This window comes from Lapidilactobacillus mulanensis, from assembly GCF_003946215.1.
Lineage (GTDB): Bacteria > Bacillota > Bacilli > Lactobacillales > Lactobacillaceae > Lapidilactobacillus > Lapidilactobacillus mulanensis.
Genome location: NZ_RHOW01000005.1, coordinates 69085 through 86419, shown reverse-complemented (window position 1 = coordinate 86419; position 17335 = coordinate 69085). Strand labels below are relative to the sequence as shown.

At 43.6% G+C, this 17335-nt stretch carries 16 protein-coding genes and 1 pseudogene; 1 reads left to right on the top strand and 16 read right to left on the bottom strand.

Annotated features, from left to right (window positions below; genetic code table 11):
- Positions 1-200: 200 nt before the first annotated feature.
- The 11 genes from EKM67_RS02340 to EKM67_RS02290 all read right to left on the bottom strand — a co-directional run bounded on the left by EKM67_RS02340 (position 201) and on the right by EKM67_RS02290 (position 11421).
- A complete protein-coding gene (locus EKM67_RS02340; protein ID WP_125576901.1) occupies positions 201-650 on the bottom strand; it encodes a Fur family transcriptional regulator in 450 nt (149 codons plus the stop codon).
- A gap of 111 nt (positions 651-761) precedes the next feature.
- Positions 762-2852 carry an LTA synthase family protein gene (locus EKM67_RS02335; RefSeq protein ID WP_125576899.1) on the bottom strand — a complete coding sequence of 697 codons (2091 nt, stop codon included), beginning with the start codon at positions 2850-2852 and terminating at the stop codon, positions 762-764.
- Positions 2853-2964: 112 nt separating this feature from the next.
- Positions 2965-4005 carry a lysylphosphatidylglycerol synthase transmembrane domain-containing protein gene (locus EKM67_RS02330; protein ID WP_125576896.1) on the bottom strand — a complete coding sequence of 347 codons (1041 nt, stop codon included), beginning with the start codon at positions 4003-4005 and terminating at the stop codon, positions 2965-2967.
- Positions 4006-4020: 15 nt separating this feature from the next.
- Positions 4021-5040, bottom strand: coding sequence for a glycosyltransferase family 4 protein (locus EKM67_RS02325; RefSeq protein ID WP_125576894.1), 1020 nt, complete (start codon positions 5038-5040; stop codon positions 4021-4023).
- Entirely contained in the window at positions 5037-6242 is a 1206-nt protein-coding gene (locus tag EKM67_RS02320) for a glycosyltransferase family 4 protein (RefSeq protein ID WP_125576892.1), read from the bottom strand. The genes EKM67_RS02325 and EKM67_RS02320 overlap by 4 nt, the downstream gene beginning before the upstream one ends.
- A gap of 388 nt (positions 6243-6630) precedes the next feature.
- The gene (locus EKM67_RS02315) at positions 6631-7122 is read right to left on the bottom strand and encodes an S-ribosylhomocysteine lyase (protein ID WP_125576890.1); all 492 of its coding nucleotides are present in this window, start codon (positions 7120-7122) and stop codon (positions 6631-6633) included.
- 78 nt (positions 7123-7200) lie between these two features.
- Positions 7201-8001 carry a metallophosphoesterase gene (locus EKM67_RS02310; protein ID WP_125576888.1) on the bottom strand — a complete coding sequence of 267 codons (801 nt, stop codon included), beginning with the start codon at positions 7999-8001 and terminating at the stop codon, positions 7201-7203.
- 120 nt (positions 8002-8121) lie between these two features.
- Positions 8122-8961, bottom strand: coding sequence for a hypothetical protein (locus EKM67_RS02305; RefSeq protein ID WP_125576886.1), 840 nt, complete (start codon positions 8959-8961; stop codon positions 8122-8124).
- 81 nt (positions 8962-9042) lie between these two features.
- Positions 9043-9999 carry an aldo/keto reductase gene (locus EKM67_RS02300; protein WP_164506533.1) on the bottom strand — a complete coding sequence of 319 codons (957 nt, stop codon included), beginning with the start codon at positions 9997-9999 and terminating at the stop codon, positions 9043-9045.
- A gap of 823 nt (positions 10000-10822) precedes the next feature.
- On the bottom strand, positions 10823-10966 hold the full coding sequence (locus EKM67_RS10850) for a hypothetical protein (protein ID WP_225417281.1): 144 nt from the start codon (positions 10964-10966) through the stop codon (positions 10823-10825).
- A 254-nt stretch (positions 10967-11220) separates the two neighbouring features.
- Positions 11221-11421, bottom strand: coding sequence for a hypothetical protein (locus EKM67_RS02290; RefSeq protein WP_125576882.1), 201 nt, complete (start codon positions 11419-11421; stop codon positions 11221-11223).
- A 447-nt stretch (positions 11422-11868) separates the two neighbouring features.
- Here EKM67_RS02290 and EKM67_RS10840 point away from each other — a divergent pair.
- Positions 11869-12078: pseudogene (locus tag EKM67_RS10840) on the top strand (hypothetical protein); the annotation flags it as partial.
- 95 nt (positions 12079-12173) lie between these two features.
- Here EKM67_RS10840 and sufB read toward each other — a convergent pair.
- Genes sufB through sufC form a run of 5 tightly spaced genes read right to left on the bottom strand, consistent with a single transcriptional unit; the run spans position 12174 to position 17331 of the window.
- Positions 12174-13613, bottom strand: coding sequence for a Fe-S cluster assembly protein SufB (gene sufB / locus EKM67_RS02275; RefSeq protein WP_125576880.1), 1440 nt, complete (start codon positions 13611-13613; stop codon positions 12174-12176).
- A complete protein-coding gene (sufU, locus tag EKM67_RS02270) occupies positions 13610-14053 on the bottom strand; it encodes a Fe-S cluster assembly sulfur transfer protein SufU (RefSeq protein ID WP_125576878.1) in 444 nt (147 codons plus the stop codon). The genes sufB and sufU overlap by 4 nt, the downstream gene beginning before the upstream one ends.
- Entirely contained in the window at positions 14050-15276 is a 1227-nt protein-coding gene (locus EKM67_RS02265) for an aminotransferase class V-fold PLP-dependent enzyme (RefSeq protein WP_125576876.1), read from the bottom strand. Before EKM67_RS02265 ends, sufU begins: the two co-directional genes overlap by 4 nt.
- Positions 15245-16531, bottom strand: coding sequence for a Fe-S cluster assembly protein SufD (sufD, locus tag EKM67_RS02260; RefSeq protein WP_225417280.1), 1287 nt, complete (start codon positions 16529-16531; stop codon positions 15245-15247). Before sufD ends, EKM67_RS02265 begins: the two co-directional genes overlap by 32 nt.
- Before the next feature lie 11 nt (positions 16532-16542).
- Positions 16543-17331, bottom strand: a complete 789-nt coding sequence (gene sufC / locus EKM67_RS02255; RefSeq protein ID WP_125576874.1) for a Fe-S cluster assembly ATPase SufC — start codon at positions 17329-17331, stop codon at positions 16543-16545.
- Between the last annotated feature and the right edge of the window lie 4 nt (positions 17332-17335).

The following is a 17335-nucleotide window of genomic DNA, read 5'->3' as shown; positions in this document are numbered from 1 at the left end:
AGTCTCCTGTAATGAACCCTGCATATTACGAAACTTTGTTCAGTTTTCAAAGGCCTACAGTGTTGTTAGAACAACGCGTTGAAATCATCAATCGCTGTAACAGCAACTCAATTAGTATAGCATGTTGTTATTTTTAATGTCAACAGGAATTTCAGATATTTGGAAAAATTATCTAGGACGAATCTAGATCTATTCACAAACTACTTACGGGGCTGATCTGCCAATTGTTGCTGGCAGTCTGGACAAATCCCGTAAACTTCAATATTGTTGCCGACCGTTTCATAACCCGTCAAATTCGTCACTAAACGCTCTATCTGTGCCAGATCTGGATAAAATACATCTATTACTTTGCCACAATGCTGACAGACGACGTGAAAATGGCGCACACTTACGTAATCAAAGTGGCTGGGTTCGTTGCTGTACTTCAACTCTTGGATCACCCCGAGATCGGTGAACAGCCGCAAATTATTATACACCGTTGCAATACTAATATCTTCAACCTGATCTTGCAGCTGTTTAAATACAGCTTCTGCCGTTGGATGTGCTCGCGAATCAACTAATATTTTCAAAATGGCGTCGCGTTGTGGCGTCATTCTGATTCGTTTACTCCGCAATAAATCCCGCGCGCGATCGAAACGTGCATTACCCATGACGATCACTTCTATTTTGCGTCAGTGGTTTCACTACTAGACGAACTGCTTGAACTACTGCTTGAACTACTGCTTGAACTACTGTTTGAGCTACTACTTGAGCCACTGCTATCACCCACCATCCCCCGTTGACTCTGATTTTAACTCAGGTGCGTCAGTTTTGTACAAATCTAAGCTTGATTTATTATCATTTTGATACAATAAGCTCGTCTTCAATTGCTTCTGCATTTTCTTCAAAGTCTTTAAGGACGTACTTAGCTTGTAACTATAATCTTTCGGATCAACTTTCTTGAAACCCTTTGGCGTGTAAAAACGTAATAAATCACCGTTGATCACACTACGTGACAACGAAAGTTCCGTCGCTACATGGTTAGTCAACGTTTCTATTGTTTTCTTCGTGGCAGCATCTGGCTTCTTCACTTCTGAGCCATCACTAGTCTTGTAATTCTTGCCAGCATAGCGGGTCAATTCTGGTGTGATGTAATCACCGTTGTAAAAAGCGACGGTCTGATTGCGATTCTGTGCTAACAAATCGCTCCCAAACTGGATGTAATCTTTGTTGTCGATCCCCAATAGGTTCTCGATCGTAGGCAAGACGTCAATCTCGCCACCATACGTGTGATTGATGCCACCCTTTAAGCCATCCATGTGAATCATTAGAGGCACACGTTGCCATTGCGCGACATCAAAATCGGTAACCTTCTTCTTGCCGAGAAGCTTGGCAATTGCAGGCTTGTGATTCCCAGAGATGGCATAGTGATCCCCATAAAAGACAAGCATGCTGTTCTTATCCAAGCCAGTCTCTTTGAGCCAAGCCATGAACTCGCCGATTGCCTGATCCAAATAGTGCGCGGTCTGAACGTAACCATCGACCGTCTTATCACCAGTCGTGGTCTTAGGGATCGATTGATTCGCCTTATCCAATAAATATGGATAGTGGTTAGTAACTGTGATCAGCTTAGCATAGAAGGGCTGTGGTAACTGCTCAATATACTTCATCGAGTCTTTCAAAAAAATCTTATCTTTCAGACCATAACCAACATCGAAATTCTCGCCCGATTGAAAATAGCTCTTACTGAAATAATAATTGTACCCCCAAGACTTATAAGTGTTATCACGATTCCAGAAACTAGGCACGTCACCATGAAAAGCAGCAGAAGTATAACCTTGTTGCTGATCGAAAATTGCAGGTGCTGCCTGCCAAGTGTTAGTCGAACCAGACGTTACCATGGCTGCCCCTTCGGACAAGCCAAATAAAGAGGTCTCCAACATTAATTCAGCATCGGCCGTTTTCCCTTGACCAACTTGATTATAGAAATTATCGAAACTCAACGTATTATTTTCGTGATAGATTTTATTTAAGTTAGGCGTCACTTCTTGACCGTCAACTTTGTAATCGATCAAGAATTGCTGCAAACTTTCTAGATGAATGATAAAAACATTTTTACCTTTGGCCACACCAGTATAGGTTGGGTTTCCAGGTACGTGATTCGCCTTGATGTATTTCTGAACCGTCTTCATGTCGCTAGCATCGGCGTTGGCACGAACGGCGCTCGTCTTGGCCGACTTGACCACATCATAAACGGCGTAAGAATTCAGGCCGAGATATTTAACAATATAATTATTATCGAAAGTCCGCGTCAGCAAACCCGAACGATCCGCGTTGGCTGCGGCTAAATTAAATCCGAAAAAAATCACCGCAAAAACCGTCACTAAACCTGCAACAGCCTTCTTGATCGGTTTAATATCAACTTTTTGAAGACGAAATGCCAGTAATAAAATCAGGATCAGGACATCAATAAACACCAAAAAATCCGTTGGTTCGACGATCCCCATCACACTTTTGCCAAGATTATTCGAAACTGAGCCAGAGCCCTTGATCAAAGTGGTCGTCAAAAAATCCGAAAATTCTCGGTAATACAGGACATTGGCAAACAACCAAAAAGTCGTCAAAAAATCGATCACTAACATGATGATGTATGACTTGCGACCTTTAAAGTATAAGGCAACGCCAAAGAGTAAAATTGTCGTCGGCAATGGATTGAGTAATGCTAATAAATGCTGCATTCCGCCGGAAATACCTAGATTGAATTTCGTGGTATAAGCGTAGTACGTCTTGACCCAGAATAGAACGATAGCCAGAAAGAAAAATCCCCAGCGGCTGTTCCAGAACATTTTTAGGTTTTCAGCGAAACGTTTCATGTAAATCCTCCATGTGTGCAACAAAATTCAACTTCATTCTAGATATTCTAGCAAAAAATAGCGAGTAAGCTTACTTGCTCTTACAAAACGTAAACAATTCTTTACTGATTGTTCACATCTTGTCCTGTTCGCTTTTACGATCAAACATTCGTTTAGGCGGAATACTGGTGGCGATAATCCCTAAGATCATGCCTAAATAGAACGTGATGAAGCGCCACAAAAACATCCCCAAGATCAATAAGGTCTGGCTGGGAATGAAAAGTGAGAATAACGTTTTGAAACTGTATTCTGCACCACCAGCACCACCTGGAACTGGAAAAATCGAGGTGATCATCACGATCATGACGTGCATGCTGAAAACCGTGATCAGATCAACATGAGCAACATTAAGAGCCAATAATACAAAATAAGGAATCAAGTAATACGCCATCAACTGCACTAAGGTCAGGATGGCTGCTCGTAATACTTTTTTCTTCTCGCGTTTTAGCTGAATACTTTCTTGATGGAAAGTTTCAATTTTGAGCATGGCTTGATCAGACCACTTTTGGATTCTCGGCGTTTTGAAAATTTTACCCAGTAATTGGAAAAATCCGCGCGTTAATCCCTTCGTAAAACTGTAATAAAACATGATCATCAACAAGGTGCCGATCGTGATGACGTGAATGGTAAACCCGAACGCAATCAGCCAAGCGAGGCCATGAAACTGCATCACGACTTGGTGGAAACCAATAAACATGGTCAGAATAAAATTTATCAGCACCATTAACTGATAAATCACAAATTTCATTAAGAGCACCGAACTCGCACGACCACCCTCATAACCGATTTTCAATAAGGCAACCAGTTGTGCAGGTTGACCACCCGATGAAAAAGGGGTGATCGCGTTGAAAACGGCCTGAATCGGTGGCACGCGTAATAAATTCCAGCGTGGCTGTTTGGGTTCGCCTTTTTTTTCGAGTAATGTCTTCAATACCGCCGCTTCTGCCACGAACGAGAGGAGCATCAATAAGACCGCGACGACTAACCAGTACCACTGCAAATGCGCCAGCCCTTTTATCACTTGGTGGAAGTTGATTTCTTTGCCCTCATGCCAAAAAATCCAGCCACCCAAAAGGACCATTAGCCCTAATGCTAACTTATTTTTACGATTCATCCTGCCCCTACTATCTCATTGATTTGCTTGTTCTGTGTAAAATTGACGCCAAATAACGGCTAAATGATCCGGCGAATATTGAACCGCCGCAGAACGCGCTAATTTTTGATATTGATCATAATACTCTGGATCCGCGATCAATTGATGCAATTGTTGATCAAAACCGGTCAAATCGTCGGCACCTGCATATTTACCTGATATGATTGCCTCGTACAATTCCAGATTACGCAATAGCACGGGAACGCCGCAACTAAAGGCTTCCAGCACCGACATTGGAAACAATTCGTCATATGATGGCAAGAAAAATAGGTCGGCCAGATTCAAATAGTCGGCAATTTTCGTTCGTTCGACGATGCCTGGAAAAAGCAGATTCTTTGGCGGTTGATCCACAATTTTTTTAAAGTGGTCATAGCCATCCGTCATGGGACCAAATGAAAAACCACCCGCCCAAATAAATTGGACGTCTGGATTTTTAATAGCCAACTGGACAAAATCATCGACGCCCTTACGTTGCTGAACCTGGCCCGACCCAAAAACAATAAACTTATTTTGGGGGAAATGGTACTGTTCACGCAACGCTTGCTTGTCTTGCTCGGATCGATCCGGAAATTCTTGGGGCGAAACGAAATTAGGAATATAACTAATTTTATCATGCGCAATCCCATACGCTTCGATCTTAGGAATGAAGCTCGGATTCACCACAACTAAATGATCCATCCGTTTATAGAACTTGATCATATACCAATAGAAGATCTTCTTGGCAAACTTCGGCATCCGCAATGAGCCCTCAATTGTTTCCGGCAAAAAGTGAACGTAGCCAATTTTGCGGCCACGTTTCTTCGAAAAAGTCGAGATGAAAAATTGTGGATCGATCGTGTGATAATGCGTAATATCCGCGGAGCCATAGTGATTGATCGTCACATCAAATTCACCGGTCAATTTCTCTTTGAGCAAACTCACCAATTCCAAATAGGCACTGCCCACACCTTGACCCGCAACTTTATCTGCAGATGAAAACATATTAATATGGATCATAGTCGCTCCTCACTGCGACCAGTCAAACTCATGCGATTCAAATTGGTCAGCCGATAATTATCTGTGGCATCGTGATAGAAATTCAGAACGGAATCACCAAAATGATCCGCCGAAATCTCAAAAAGTTTACGTTGACGCGGTTGTGGATCTGAAAAAGCGTGCGGATGTAGCAAATAATTCGTGATTTGCGCCTGCATTTCATTCAAATCTCGGAAAGTGGTCCCAATATCTGGATCATCAAACACACTATCCGTATATTCGCCACTGCGAACCGTACACTTCAGGCCAGCAGCCATGGCTTCGATGTATGTCAAGCCTTGCGTTTCCGTATCACTGGAGGAAACAAACAAGTCCGCCAATTGATAGTACGGCGAAATTTGATCGTGTTTAACCTCACCGACAAAGGTCACCACATCGCTGATGCCCAGTGACTGCGCTTGTTCTTCTAATTCTTCACGCTCAGGGCCATCGCCGACGATCATGAATCGCAAATTAGGCACAGATTTGGCCAACTGTGGGAAAACCGACAATAACTGATCAATTCTCTTCTCACTGGCGAGTCGACTTAGCGTCATCATCACGGGAGTTTCGTCGGTATACCCCAATTCAGTGCGCAATTGTGCAACGCGATCGGGTTCTGGTTGATCATACAATTGTAGATCGATCCCCGTAGGAATCACGCGAATTGGAATTTTCACGCCATAACGCCGCAAACTCTCGGTCACCCGCTGACTGGGCGCAACGACACCATCCATATGATTGACAAAAGTGCGCACAAACTGTTTGACATGATAAGGCTTCAGTAAATGGCCATTCAACACATAGTGCAAATAATCCTCGTACATCGTGTGATAAGTGTGTACACAGGGGATTTTTAAATTCTTAGCAACAAACTTGCCGATCCAGCCCATCGAAAATTCAGTCTGCGTATGTACAATATCTAAATCTAATTCCTTAGCAACCTCGAGTGCATGAAATAACCCGCGCACGGCGACACGACGATCCGTAAACGAAATAAACGGCACGCTGCCGAAACGAAAAATATTTGGTTCGACTTCATCCTTGTCGACACCCGGATCGGTCGTGGTAAAAATATAAACATGATGTCCCTTGCGTTCCAAATCATCTTTCAGTGCGCGAATAGAAGTCGCAACACCACTAACCTGAGGAAAATAGGTGTCCGTAAAAATCCCAATATTCATACCTGCTAAATCCTCCATTTTTAAGCTGCGAGTGCCAACGTTTTGGCTGCGTATGCAAATCTCATCAAAAACATCCAATAACACCCGCAGCATAGCTACTTACAAAGTTTTCTTACCCAAATTATAGGGGTAATGCCCAGTTAATGCAATTAACAGCCTTAATTCTAACAATAATGTAAGTTCTGAGTAACGGACCAGAGACCGAAATAACGACGGCAAAAGTCGCTAATGTCATCAGCTAAGATGGAATTTCTTCAAAAAATCTCTCGGGTGACTTTATTTTTCCATGTGACAGTTCTATACTTGAATTACCTTGGCAGGGGCAATTTATTGCTTAAAAAAATCAACAACGCTTAAACGTTGTTGATTTTTTTGTGTTCAAATTTAATTAAATGACTCGACGTTCGAAAGGATCGGTACTAATTCCGCGGCTGAGAATTAATTTAGACCACTCTTTGGCCGACCAAAGACTGTGCCCTTTATAATTACCACAACTCTTGATCGTCGTTCCCGGAACATCTTCCCAAACGATTTCGTTGGCAATGGCTTCTAAGCTACTTTTCAAAGCTTGCGCAACTTTCTCGACGGATGGTGTTCCTAAGATCATCAAGTGAAATCCGGTTTGACAACCGAAGGGGCTGCAATCCAAAACGCGAACCTGCGCGGTCTCATCGTTTAACCGATCGCGCAATAATCCCGCCAACAAATGTTCGATCGTGTGCAGCCCAGCCATGTCGATCGTCGCCGTATTGGGTTGCACGAGTCTCAAATCGAAATTACTGATTTCATCGCCGTGATATCCTTCTTCAACCGTGATCAGGCGCACATATGGTGCCTTAACCGCAGTATGATCTAATTCAAAACTTTCAATTTTTGCCATAATTGCCTCCAACAAAATAAATATTGCATTCATTGTCCGGCAAACTGGGTAAATAGTAAAGTCTATTTCCTAAAAAAATTATAAATGAATCGTGATCGCTGCTATTTCGGGAACCACCCCAAAACGTGCGTGGATCATGGTTGTTCCGATTCCTGAATTGACATACAGTTGCGTTTGATTCGCCAATTGATACTGACCGTTCACATATTTTTTAGATAGCGCATTACGCACGCGGCCTGGCACCCAAATCTGACCACCATGACTGTGCCCCGCTAGAATCAATTGGGCGTTAAAATCGGTCAAGTCGTCCGCAACGTCAGGCTCATGCGTCAATAGCAAGGTATAATCCGCATCATAACGCATGGCCATCATCTGATCGATATCCGGCTGATCAGACAATGAATCCGCCAAGCCCCCGATGAAAATACGTTGACTATCAATGGTTAAGTTAACTCCTTCATTACTCAGCAGCCGAAAATCGCTCGCTTCTAAAACTTTGCGCGCTCTGGTCTTGGCCGAATAATGATCATGATTGCCCAGAATAGCTATTTTTTTGTACTTCGCATTTAATTGACTTAGTTTTTCGATCAATTCTGGTTCTTCGCTGGCACCGAATTTATCGTAATCATCAAACAAATCACCCGTAAAAATAATTAAGTCTGGCTTTTGGGCATTCACCTGCTCGACAACTTTTTCTAAACGCCGAGCCGTAAATGCCTTCGAGATATGAATATCGGACAACTGAACGACTTTCAATTTCGTTTGACTTTGGGCGCTGCCATATTCGACGTGTTCAACGCGCAACAAAAACGGTTCGATTCTAAATGCGTATATCACCAGCGCGACGACCAGCGCGAGTAGACCGAAGATGATCCTCATGGCATTTCCTGCTTTCTAATAAATTGAGCTTATTAAATATTATCGCACAGGCAACTCGGAAACGATAAAAAACGGCTCCGGAAAATGCAATTGATACTTTTTGAAAAAGCACATCACTACTTAGAAATGCCAAACGAATTCGAAATAACTCGGCCACGGTTCTTTTGGTGCCAGCAATTGATCAATTTGTTGATACTCACGACTGGTTTCATCCAGCATCCAAATTCCGGAGGTGACGTGCTGTTTAATTAGTTGTTGATTCAGTGCTTCGAAAACGGTTCGGAGATCTGCCGTGCTATAAGTCGCGAACACTTCAAAGATAGCTCTTTTTTCAGAATAACAGCCACCAACAAACTCGCTGACTCGTTGATGCCGTTGCAACATGAAAATTTCCCATTGCTCAAACTGTGTCAAGATCCGCCGACTATTCCAAAAAGTATCCGAAAATTCCGCATCGTACCACTGACTGATCGCTTCAAACTCGCTTCTGGTACAACTAGATAATTTTTGCGCAGTACCCTGAGAAACTTGTTCCGATTGCCACTGAACCACTTTTGCCGTGAATGCAGGCTTGTGTTGAATACTTTTCAGAAAATCCACCAGCTGGTGATTGTGACTGCGCAACGAAACGACCAGTTCATACCCCGAATATTGAATTGCGAGCCATTTCAACAAGTCTTGAAAACTTGAGACGACTGAATTGATCGCAAAAATTCCGGAGACGAATGACAATTGCCGCCCTTCCACTGAAACGCCCAGCAGCACACAACCAAGTGGCATTGCGCGCGCATCATAAAAGATCAGTGGCACCCAATCATCAAACTTAAAAGAACGCTCAAACTGATCGATCACATCCGCGCGCGTTAAGTTCGGCTGCACACACTGATCGTCGAAATCACACGTATTGATGATCTGACGCATTAAGGTCACGTCGTCAGAGTTCAATTCCCGAATTATCATCTCGATTTCTCCATTCGATTTGTATTTAAAAAGAATAGCCCTGCAATTGCGCGGCTATTCTCTTCTAGATCGAAACTATTATTATTTTGCGTTCACGATATGATCGATCTTTGCTAATTCTTCCTTGCTGAATTCAAGATTGTTCAACGCTGCCACATTATCTTTCAATTGAGATAAACGACTCGCACCAACAATCACCGAAGTCATGCGCTTGTCTTGCAACAACCAAGCAATCGACATTTCTGCCAAAGTTTGTCCACGTTGAATGGCAACTTCGTTTAACTGACGCACAATATTCAGATTCTTTTCAACCCCATCGACATTTAAAAAGACACTGTCACTTTTAGCACGTGAATCTTCGGGAATGCCATGGAGATACTTGTTCGTCAATTGACCTTGTGCCAACGGCGAATAAGCGATGCAACCAGCACCATGCTGACTCAAAATTTCTTTCAATTGATCATTGTCGCCTTGATTCAACAAACTATAATTCGTCTGGTGTAAAACAAACGGCGTCTTCATCTCTTCGAAGTAACCGATCATTTCTTTCGTATCAGCCGGCGAATAATTCGAGATACCCACATACAAGGCACGGCCACTGCGCACAATATAATCCAGCGCCTCAGCAGTTGCGGCAAGAGGAGTTTCTGGATCGCGACGATGAGAATAGAAAATATCGAAGTAATCCAATCCAGTGCGAGCTAAACTCTGATCACAGCTCGCCACAATATACTTCTTCGAACCGCCATCTCCATAAGGTCCCTGCCACATATCGTAGCCAGCCTTACTAGAAATAACCAGTTCATCACGATAAGGACGCAGATCCTGCGCATAAATTTTGCCAAAATTTTCTTCAGCAGCACCAGGACGCGGACCGTAATTATTGGCCAAATCGAAATGCGTAATTCCTAATTCAAAAGCGCCGCGGACAATTTCGCGTTGCTTATAAAAAGGTGTCTCATCACCAAAATTATGCCAGAATCCCAATGAAATAGCGGGTATTTTCAACCCGGAATTAGGGATCACATTATACTTCATGCCCTGATAACGGTTTTCGTTTGCGCGCCAATAGTCTTTTACATTTCCCAAAATATTAAACTCCCATCTTTTAAAAGTGCTCGCATTAATTCTAACAGTCTCGGCGCAATTTGAATAGAGCGTTATCATTAATGTGAAAAATAATTTGGTGCGGTGGATTTGGCGTAGTGAATTGGGTGTAATTGATTTGGTGTGGTCGATTCTGCGTAACGGATTCTGCATTTTGGATTTGGTGCGGTGGATTTGGTGTGGTTCCGGCGAAATTTGTGGTGGGAACTGGGACTGCAGTGGCAGTTTTGTTAATGAGCGTACTTTGCGAATTTACAAAAGGGGGAAATGTGAGATCTTCCCGATTTTGGAAGAGCTCACATTTCAGGCGGAAAACTTTTGGTGCACTTCCAAAAGCTTGGAGCCGTCCCCACAGCAGTTTCCCAGTTCCCACCACAAATTTCGCCTATTCTATTCGGACGAGCTCGATAATATTTAACGGTGTAGATTTAATTTGCATTTCTATTCAAAACAATATTTTTTAAACGCGTAAAACGAAAATTGGCAGTCTGGGTACACGACAAATTTAAAAATAGGCGCAAGTTTTAGCTAAAAGCCCTTGGATAAGGGATTCCAAGACTAATCCGCACCTATTTTTAAATTTGTCGTGTCTTATTTTGCTCAGATTTGAAATTCATCGCTTTTTCTTTTTAGTTATTCAGAGTAAAGGCGACCGTGATAATCAAACTTCCAGGAATCTAGCTATTCAAATCCTAAGCTAAACAGAATAAGTTTAGGTCGAAAGTGCTGAGGCAGGCAGTCGGAAAAGTGAACCCTAATTTTTGAACGTTTCAAACAACTTTGGGAATTGGCGCGCGATCCAATCAACAACTTCTTCATTCTGTGCCCAATCGGAATTCTCGGCCAGTCCAGACTCGCAAAGAAACGCATGAATCAATTCGTGACGAGTATCTTTCATGACGAGTGCTGACTTATTTTTGATTGTGTGCGAAACGCCTTCATCATCGGATTGATCATTGACGAATATTTCTTTGGTGAACTCATCCGTCTCACCATCGCAATCATCAAATCTTTTCGGTAATTCTCTTTTACTGGCATAGGTAATTGAATAAGTTATGCCAAGTATTTGAACGGCTTTTTCTCCATAAGTTCACATCCACAATTTTTGAGTATAGAAATAGCACTCACTTTTTAGTCAACAGCAAGTGCTCATCATTCAATTGAATCGATTATTGCTTCACACATTGTCCCAAGCTCCGTCGGTTCATAATTAACATCGAATCCCTCAGTCTGTAAAAGATTTGAGGCTTTTTCTTCGATATTGATATAGTCTTGGTCAGATAATTTTTTTGAGAAATGAACTTCAAATTGGTGGCTTTGCATGAAATCAATCTGACTTTTTGAGAACATCATTCGTTACCTCCTTGTTTGGAATATCTGTCCTTAATTCTCGTTTTAGTGTCATAAGTTGTAATTACCGTTTGGTTATCAGGATTAATGACCACCGTTGTATGTTCACCAATAACTTTTTGACTTTTTCTTCCTAAATTATCTATTTTAATCGGCTCTTTATGAATGGGTTCATTTAACGCAATACTGACATCTTTATCAGTAATTTTCCGTTGACTTTGTCTGATGCGACTGTGCCTAGTCTTCTTAAACCCTTTATCACTCGATTTTGGCTCGAATTTCTTTCTGGCCTCAATCTTAGCATCTTTTTTTGGGTCTCGCCACTTTTTCGACCATGCGTTTTGCTGTTTGCCACTGCCAGGATCATATTCAACAGTACACCGACAATTTTCATGTCTTCGATTGATGCCCTCTGGTGCTTGCGAATATTCAAATAAAACTGCCAGGCTTCTTACACCACATGGGTTCCGTCACACACAAGCCAGTTTACTATTTAAATGCGCACGTGAACAGAATGTTGCCGGTGAATCAATAATGAAAGACGTGAAGTACCGTTTAGGCTATAAAGGCATAAAAACGACCATGAACATCTATACTCATGTCACGAAAGATTCTGCAAACACGACGGGTGAGATGTTTACAAAGTTCATGAACTTTTGAAGGAATGTTCAAAAGGACGTTCAGCTCGATTTCTTAATAAAATAAAAAAAACTGTAAGCCATGTGTACCAAGGCTTACAGCTTATATTATTCAGTCTAACCCACAGTACCTTCCATCTCGTACGAAATCAATCGGTTCAGTTCCACCGCGTATTCCATCGGCAGTTCTTTAGTAAACGGCTCGACAAATCCCATGATGATCATCTCAGTCGCTTTCGCCTCGGAAATCCCGCGACTCATCAGATAATACAATTGCGTTTCTGAAATTTTGGAAACTTTCGCCTCGTGCTCCATGGCAACATTGCCGTTGAGAATCTCGTTAAATGGCACCGTATCTGAAGTAGACCGTTCATCCATCAAGATCGTATCACACTCGACGTGAGCAAAAGAACCGTCGCTATCGCGTTCGAAACGAACCGTCCCGCGATAATTGACTGCACCACCATCTTTAGAGATCGATTTGGAAACGATCGAACTAGACGTGTTCGGTGCTGCGTGGATCATTCGCGCGCCGTTATCTTGAATGACGCCCTCACCAGCAACCGCAATCGATAGCATCGTGCCGCGCGCACCCTCGCCATCCAAATAAACGCTGGGGTATTTCATAGTTGTTTTCGAACCGAGGTTACCGTCGACCCATTCCATTGTGGCATTCTCTAAAGCTTGCGCACGCTTGGTTTCCAGACTGTAAACATTCTTCGACCAATTTTGAATCGTGGTGTAACGACAGTAGGCGTTGGGCTTAACGAAAACTTCAACGACGGCTGCGTGCAAACTATCCGAAGAATAATTCGGTGCGGTACAACCTTCAACGTAATTCACGCTGGCATCCTCGTCAACAATAATCAATGTCCGCTCGAATTGGCCGGAATTTTCCGCATTGATCCGGAAATAGGATTGAATCGGAATATCGGTTTTAACTCCTTTAGGCACGTAAATAAACGTGCCACCAGACCAAACGGCACAGTTCAAGGCAGCAAATTTATTATCATTCATTTGCACGAGCTTGCCGAAATATTGTTTGAACAATTCCGGATATTCTTTCAACGCCGTGTCTGTGTCGATGAAAATAATCCCCAACTTCTCAAATTCTTCGCGCATATTATGATAAACCACTTCTGACTCATACTGTGCGGAAGATCCGGCGAGATATTTGCGTTCAGCTTCAGGCACACCCAAACGGTCAAAAGTCGTTTTAATTTCAGTGGGAACATCATCCCAGTCACGATATTGGCGATCAGTCGCTTTTTGATAATACAGCATGTTTTCAAGGTCTAAGGCAGACAAATCCGGGCCAAAATCGGGCATCGGCATTTTCAAATAAGTATGATAGGCCTGCAAGCGATAATCGAGCATCCATTGCGGCTCATGCTTAGCCGCAGAAATTTCACGAACGGTCTCTTCGGTCAAACCGCGGCCAGTTGAATAAACTGGTTTCACATCGTCACTGAATCCATAATCATAACTGCCTAGATCAGGTACGCTACTTTGGACTTCTTCATTATTTTTCGTATTTTTTGTTTTTGCGTCGCTCATTTTTTCTCAGCCTCCCCGATTGCTTGTTCCAATGCCTTCCAGGCTAACGTCGCACACTTGATTCGCGCCGGAAATTTAACCACCGTCGCCAAAATCGCCGCGTCGCCTAAATCATCGACATCTTTTTCATCAGGATTACCCATCAGCATCTCTAGAAACGTGGCGATTTCTTTTTTGGCTTGAGCAGTAGATTGACCTTTGACCAGATCCGTCATCATACTAGCAGACGCCTGCGAGATCGAACAACCGTCGCCGCTAAAAGCAATGTCTTTGATCTGATCATCATTGATCTCAACTGATAAATTAACCACGTCGCCACAAGTCGGATTATTCAAACTGATGGTCTGATTCGCGTTCGCCAATTCGCCCCGATGATGCGGATGCTGCGCGTGGTCAAGAATTAATTGTCGATATAAATCACTTAAATTACCTAAACTCATACTTGAAAAAACTCCTTTGCCGCCCGAACGGCAGCTGCTAAGCGTTTAACGTCCGTTAAATTATTATATAACCCAAAGCTGGCGCGAGTCGTTGAACTGACGCCCAGCGTCTCCATCAAGGGCTGTGCACAATGGTGACCAGCACGAACCGCCACACCTTGCGTATCCAACACGGTGGCAACATCGTGGGGATGGACACCATTCAAGTTGAATGTGACCAGTGCAGAACGACTCGATCCAATTTGAGGCCCATATATTTCGACACCAGGAATATCTTTGAGCAGTTGATAAGCCGCCGCCGTCACTTTGCGTTCCTGTGCTTCAATGGCTGACCAACCGATCGACTGAATATAATCAATGGCGGCACCCAAACCGATCACCTGGGCAATCGGCATTGTCCCTGCCTCAAATTTTTCTGGAGCAGCCTTGAAATCGGTCTTCTGGCGTGTCACCAGATTAATCATTTCGCCACCAAATTCGACCGGCTGCATTTCAGTTAGGAGCTCACGTTTGCCATAAAGGATTCCAATGCCAGTGGGTCCATAAATTTTGTGACCAGAAAACGCATAAAAATCGCAATCTAGCGACACCATATCGATCGGAAAATGACCCGCAGCCTGGGCGCCATCGATCACCACGTAGGCGCCGACAGCATGAGCCATTTCAGTCATTTTTTTAACCGGATTGATCGTGCCTAAAACATTGGACACGTGCGTGAACGCGACGATTTTCGTCTTGGCGTTCAACAGCTCACCATATTGCGCGAGATCCAATTCACCATCGGCGGTAATCTCGACATAACGCAATTTTGCGCCGGTCTTTTGCGCAACTTGTTGCCAAGGAACGAGATTACTATGATGTTCCATGACCGTGATCACAATTTCATCGCCAGGTTGTAAGACCTGCGCCCCGAATCCTAAGGCGACCCAATTTAAGCTCGTCGTGGTCCCGCGAGTAAAAATCACTTCGTCACTTTCGGCATGAATAAACTTAGCCACTTGTTGACGGACACCTTCATATTGTTCAGTCGCGCGTTCAGCCAGTGTGTAGACACCACGGTGAATATTGGCGTTATCAAATTCATAATAATGGACCAACGCATCAATAACGGCCTGCGGTTTCTGTGTCGTTGCCGCATTGTCTAAATACGTCAGTGGTTGATCGTTAATTTTTTGTGCGAGAATGGGAAAATCATTCCGCGCGGTCGCGATGTTTTTGACCATCAATAAGCTTCCTTTCAATGGTTGCCGTTAATTTCTCGCGGGCTTCTGCGAGTGGGATCTCTGTCAGAACTGATCCTAAGAAACCACGGATCACTAAACGCTCAGCGACATCTTTGGATAATCCGCGACTCATCAGATAATACATTTGGCTGGCATCCACGCGACCAACAGACGCGGCGTGACCAGCACGCACATCGTTTTCATCGATCAACAGAATCGGATTCGCATCGCCACGAGCCGTCTTTGATAACATCAGGACCCGGTTTTCTTGTTGCGCATCTGAATCGCGGGCGCCTTTAACAATGTGGCCGATTCCATTAAAGATCAGCGTCGCATCGGACAAAATAACCCCATGTTGCAGAATATTTCCCTCTGTATGTTGACCATAATTAGTCACACGCGTGGTCACACCCTGAATTTGCGTGCCGGCAGAAATAGCGACCGCTTTGAATTCAGTATGGCTGCCATCACCCTTTAAATCGACGTTAAAGTCGTCCAGAACGTTACTATCGTTCATCAGGCCTAACGCCCAGTCCAAACGTGAATTTGCACTGAGATAAGCTCTACGTGCCAAATAAGCGGTGCTTTTGAGCTCATCGATGGATGTGAAATGAACTTGGGCGCCCGCTTGTAAAATCAGTTCCTCGACGATATTAGCGCTGATTGCCTGTTCGTCATCAGATTGCCGTGACTCCAGAATCGTAAACCGACTCTTCTCACCCGCAATCAGCAAAACATGATGGACATACATTTGCCCTGTCGTCGTGTCTTGAGTAAACTCCCAAGTCAAAGGTTCTTTCAGTTGCACACCCGCTGGTACATAAACAAACACCCCACTATTGACTGCAGCCGCATGAAAGGCCGCCAAACGATGTGCATCTTTAGCCAAAGCGATCGTCATATAATATTTAGCAAAAAGCTCGGGAAATTGTTGTTCTGCCTCAAAAAAGTCCAGTGCCACAACACCGGCTGCTTGTGCTTCTGCATTTAATTGAATTTGAGCTGGTTGGGTTCCCTGCTGAGAAATAGTCGCCGTAGATTTTGTGAGAGGTTTCAAAGTCGAAGGTGCTGCAACCAACGGCTCGCCATTAAATAAAGACCAAGTCCGATAATTAATTTTTTGAAATTGTGGCAAAGGCAACTCAGCATACTGTTCAAAAGCGGCTGCCCGAATTTGTACCATGGCTGCTGTTTCGTGATGCTGCTGGCTAAACGCCGTCAATTCCTGTTCAGAGGTAAAAAGTTTTTTATTCACTGATCGCACCCCTAGTTCTCATCCGTCAATTGAACATCGAGTCCTAATTCATCGCGCAAGCCAGTATAACCCTCATCTTCAAGCTTAGCGGCCAAACTAGCATCACCAGATTTAACGACGCGGCCACCCATCATGACGTGGACAACATCCGGCGTAATATAGTCGAGTAATCGCTCGTAATGCGTAATGATCAGTGAGCCGAAATCAGCGCCGCGCATCGAGTTAACACCCTTGGCAACCACTTTCATTGCATCGATATCCAAGCCAGAATCGATTTCGTCGAGAATGGCAAAAGTTGGCTTGATCATCAACAATTGCAATATTTCGTTGCGTTTCTTTTCGCCACCGGAAAAGCCCTGATTCAAATAACGCTCAGCCATTTTTTCATTCATATCTAATAAATTTAAATTCTTATCTAATTCCTTGATAAATTCGCGTACGGGAATGGGATCATCGTCTGCACGACGCGCATTGATCGCCGAACGCATGAACTCGGCATTCGTCACGCCCATAATTTCAGCAGGATATTGCATCCCCAGAAATAACCCAGCACGTGCGCGTTCGTCGACAGGTTTATCTAACAAACTCTCACCGTTCAACAAAATATCGCCTTCAGTGACGGTGTAACGTGGATTGCCCATGATCGTCTCAGAAAGTGTGGACTTCCCAGTCCCGTTTGGACCCATGATGGCGTGGATCTCACCACTATTCATGGAAAGGTCGACACCTTTCAGAATCTCTTTATGTTCACTCTCATCGTCAACGCGGACATGTAAATTTTTGATCGTTAAGTTTGCCATTATA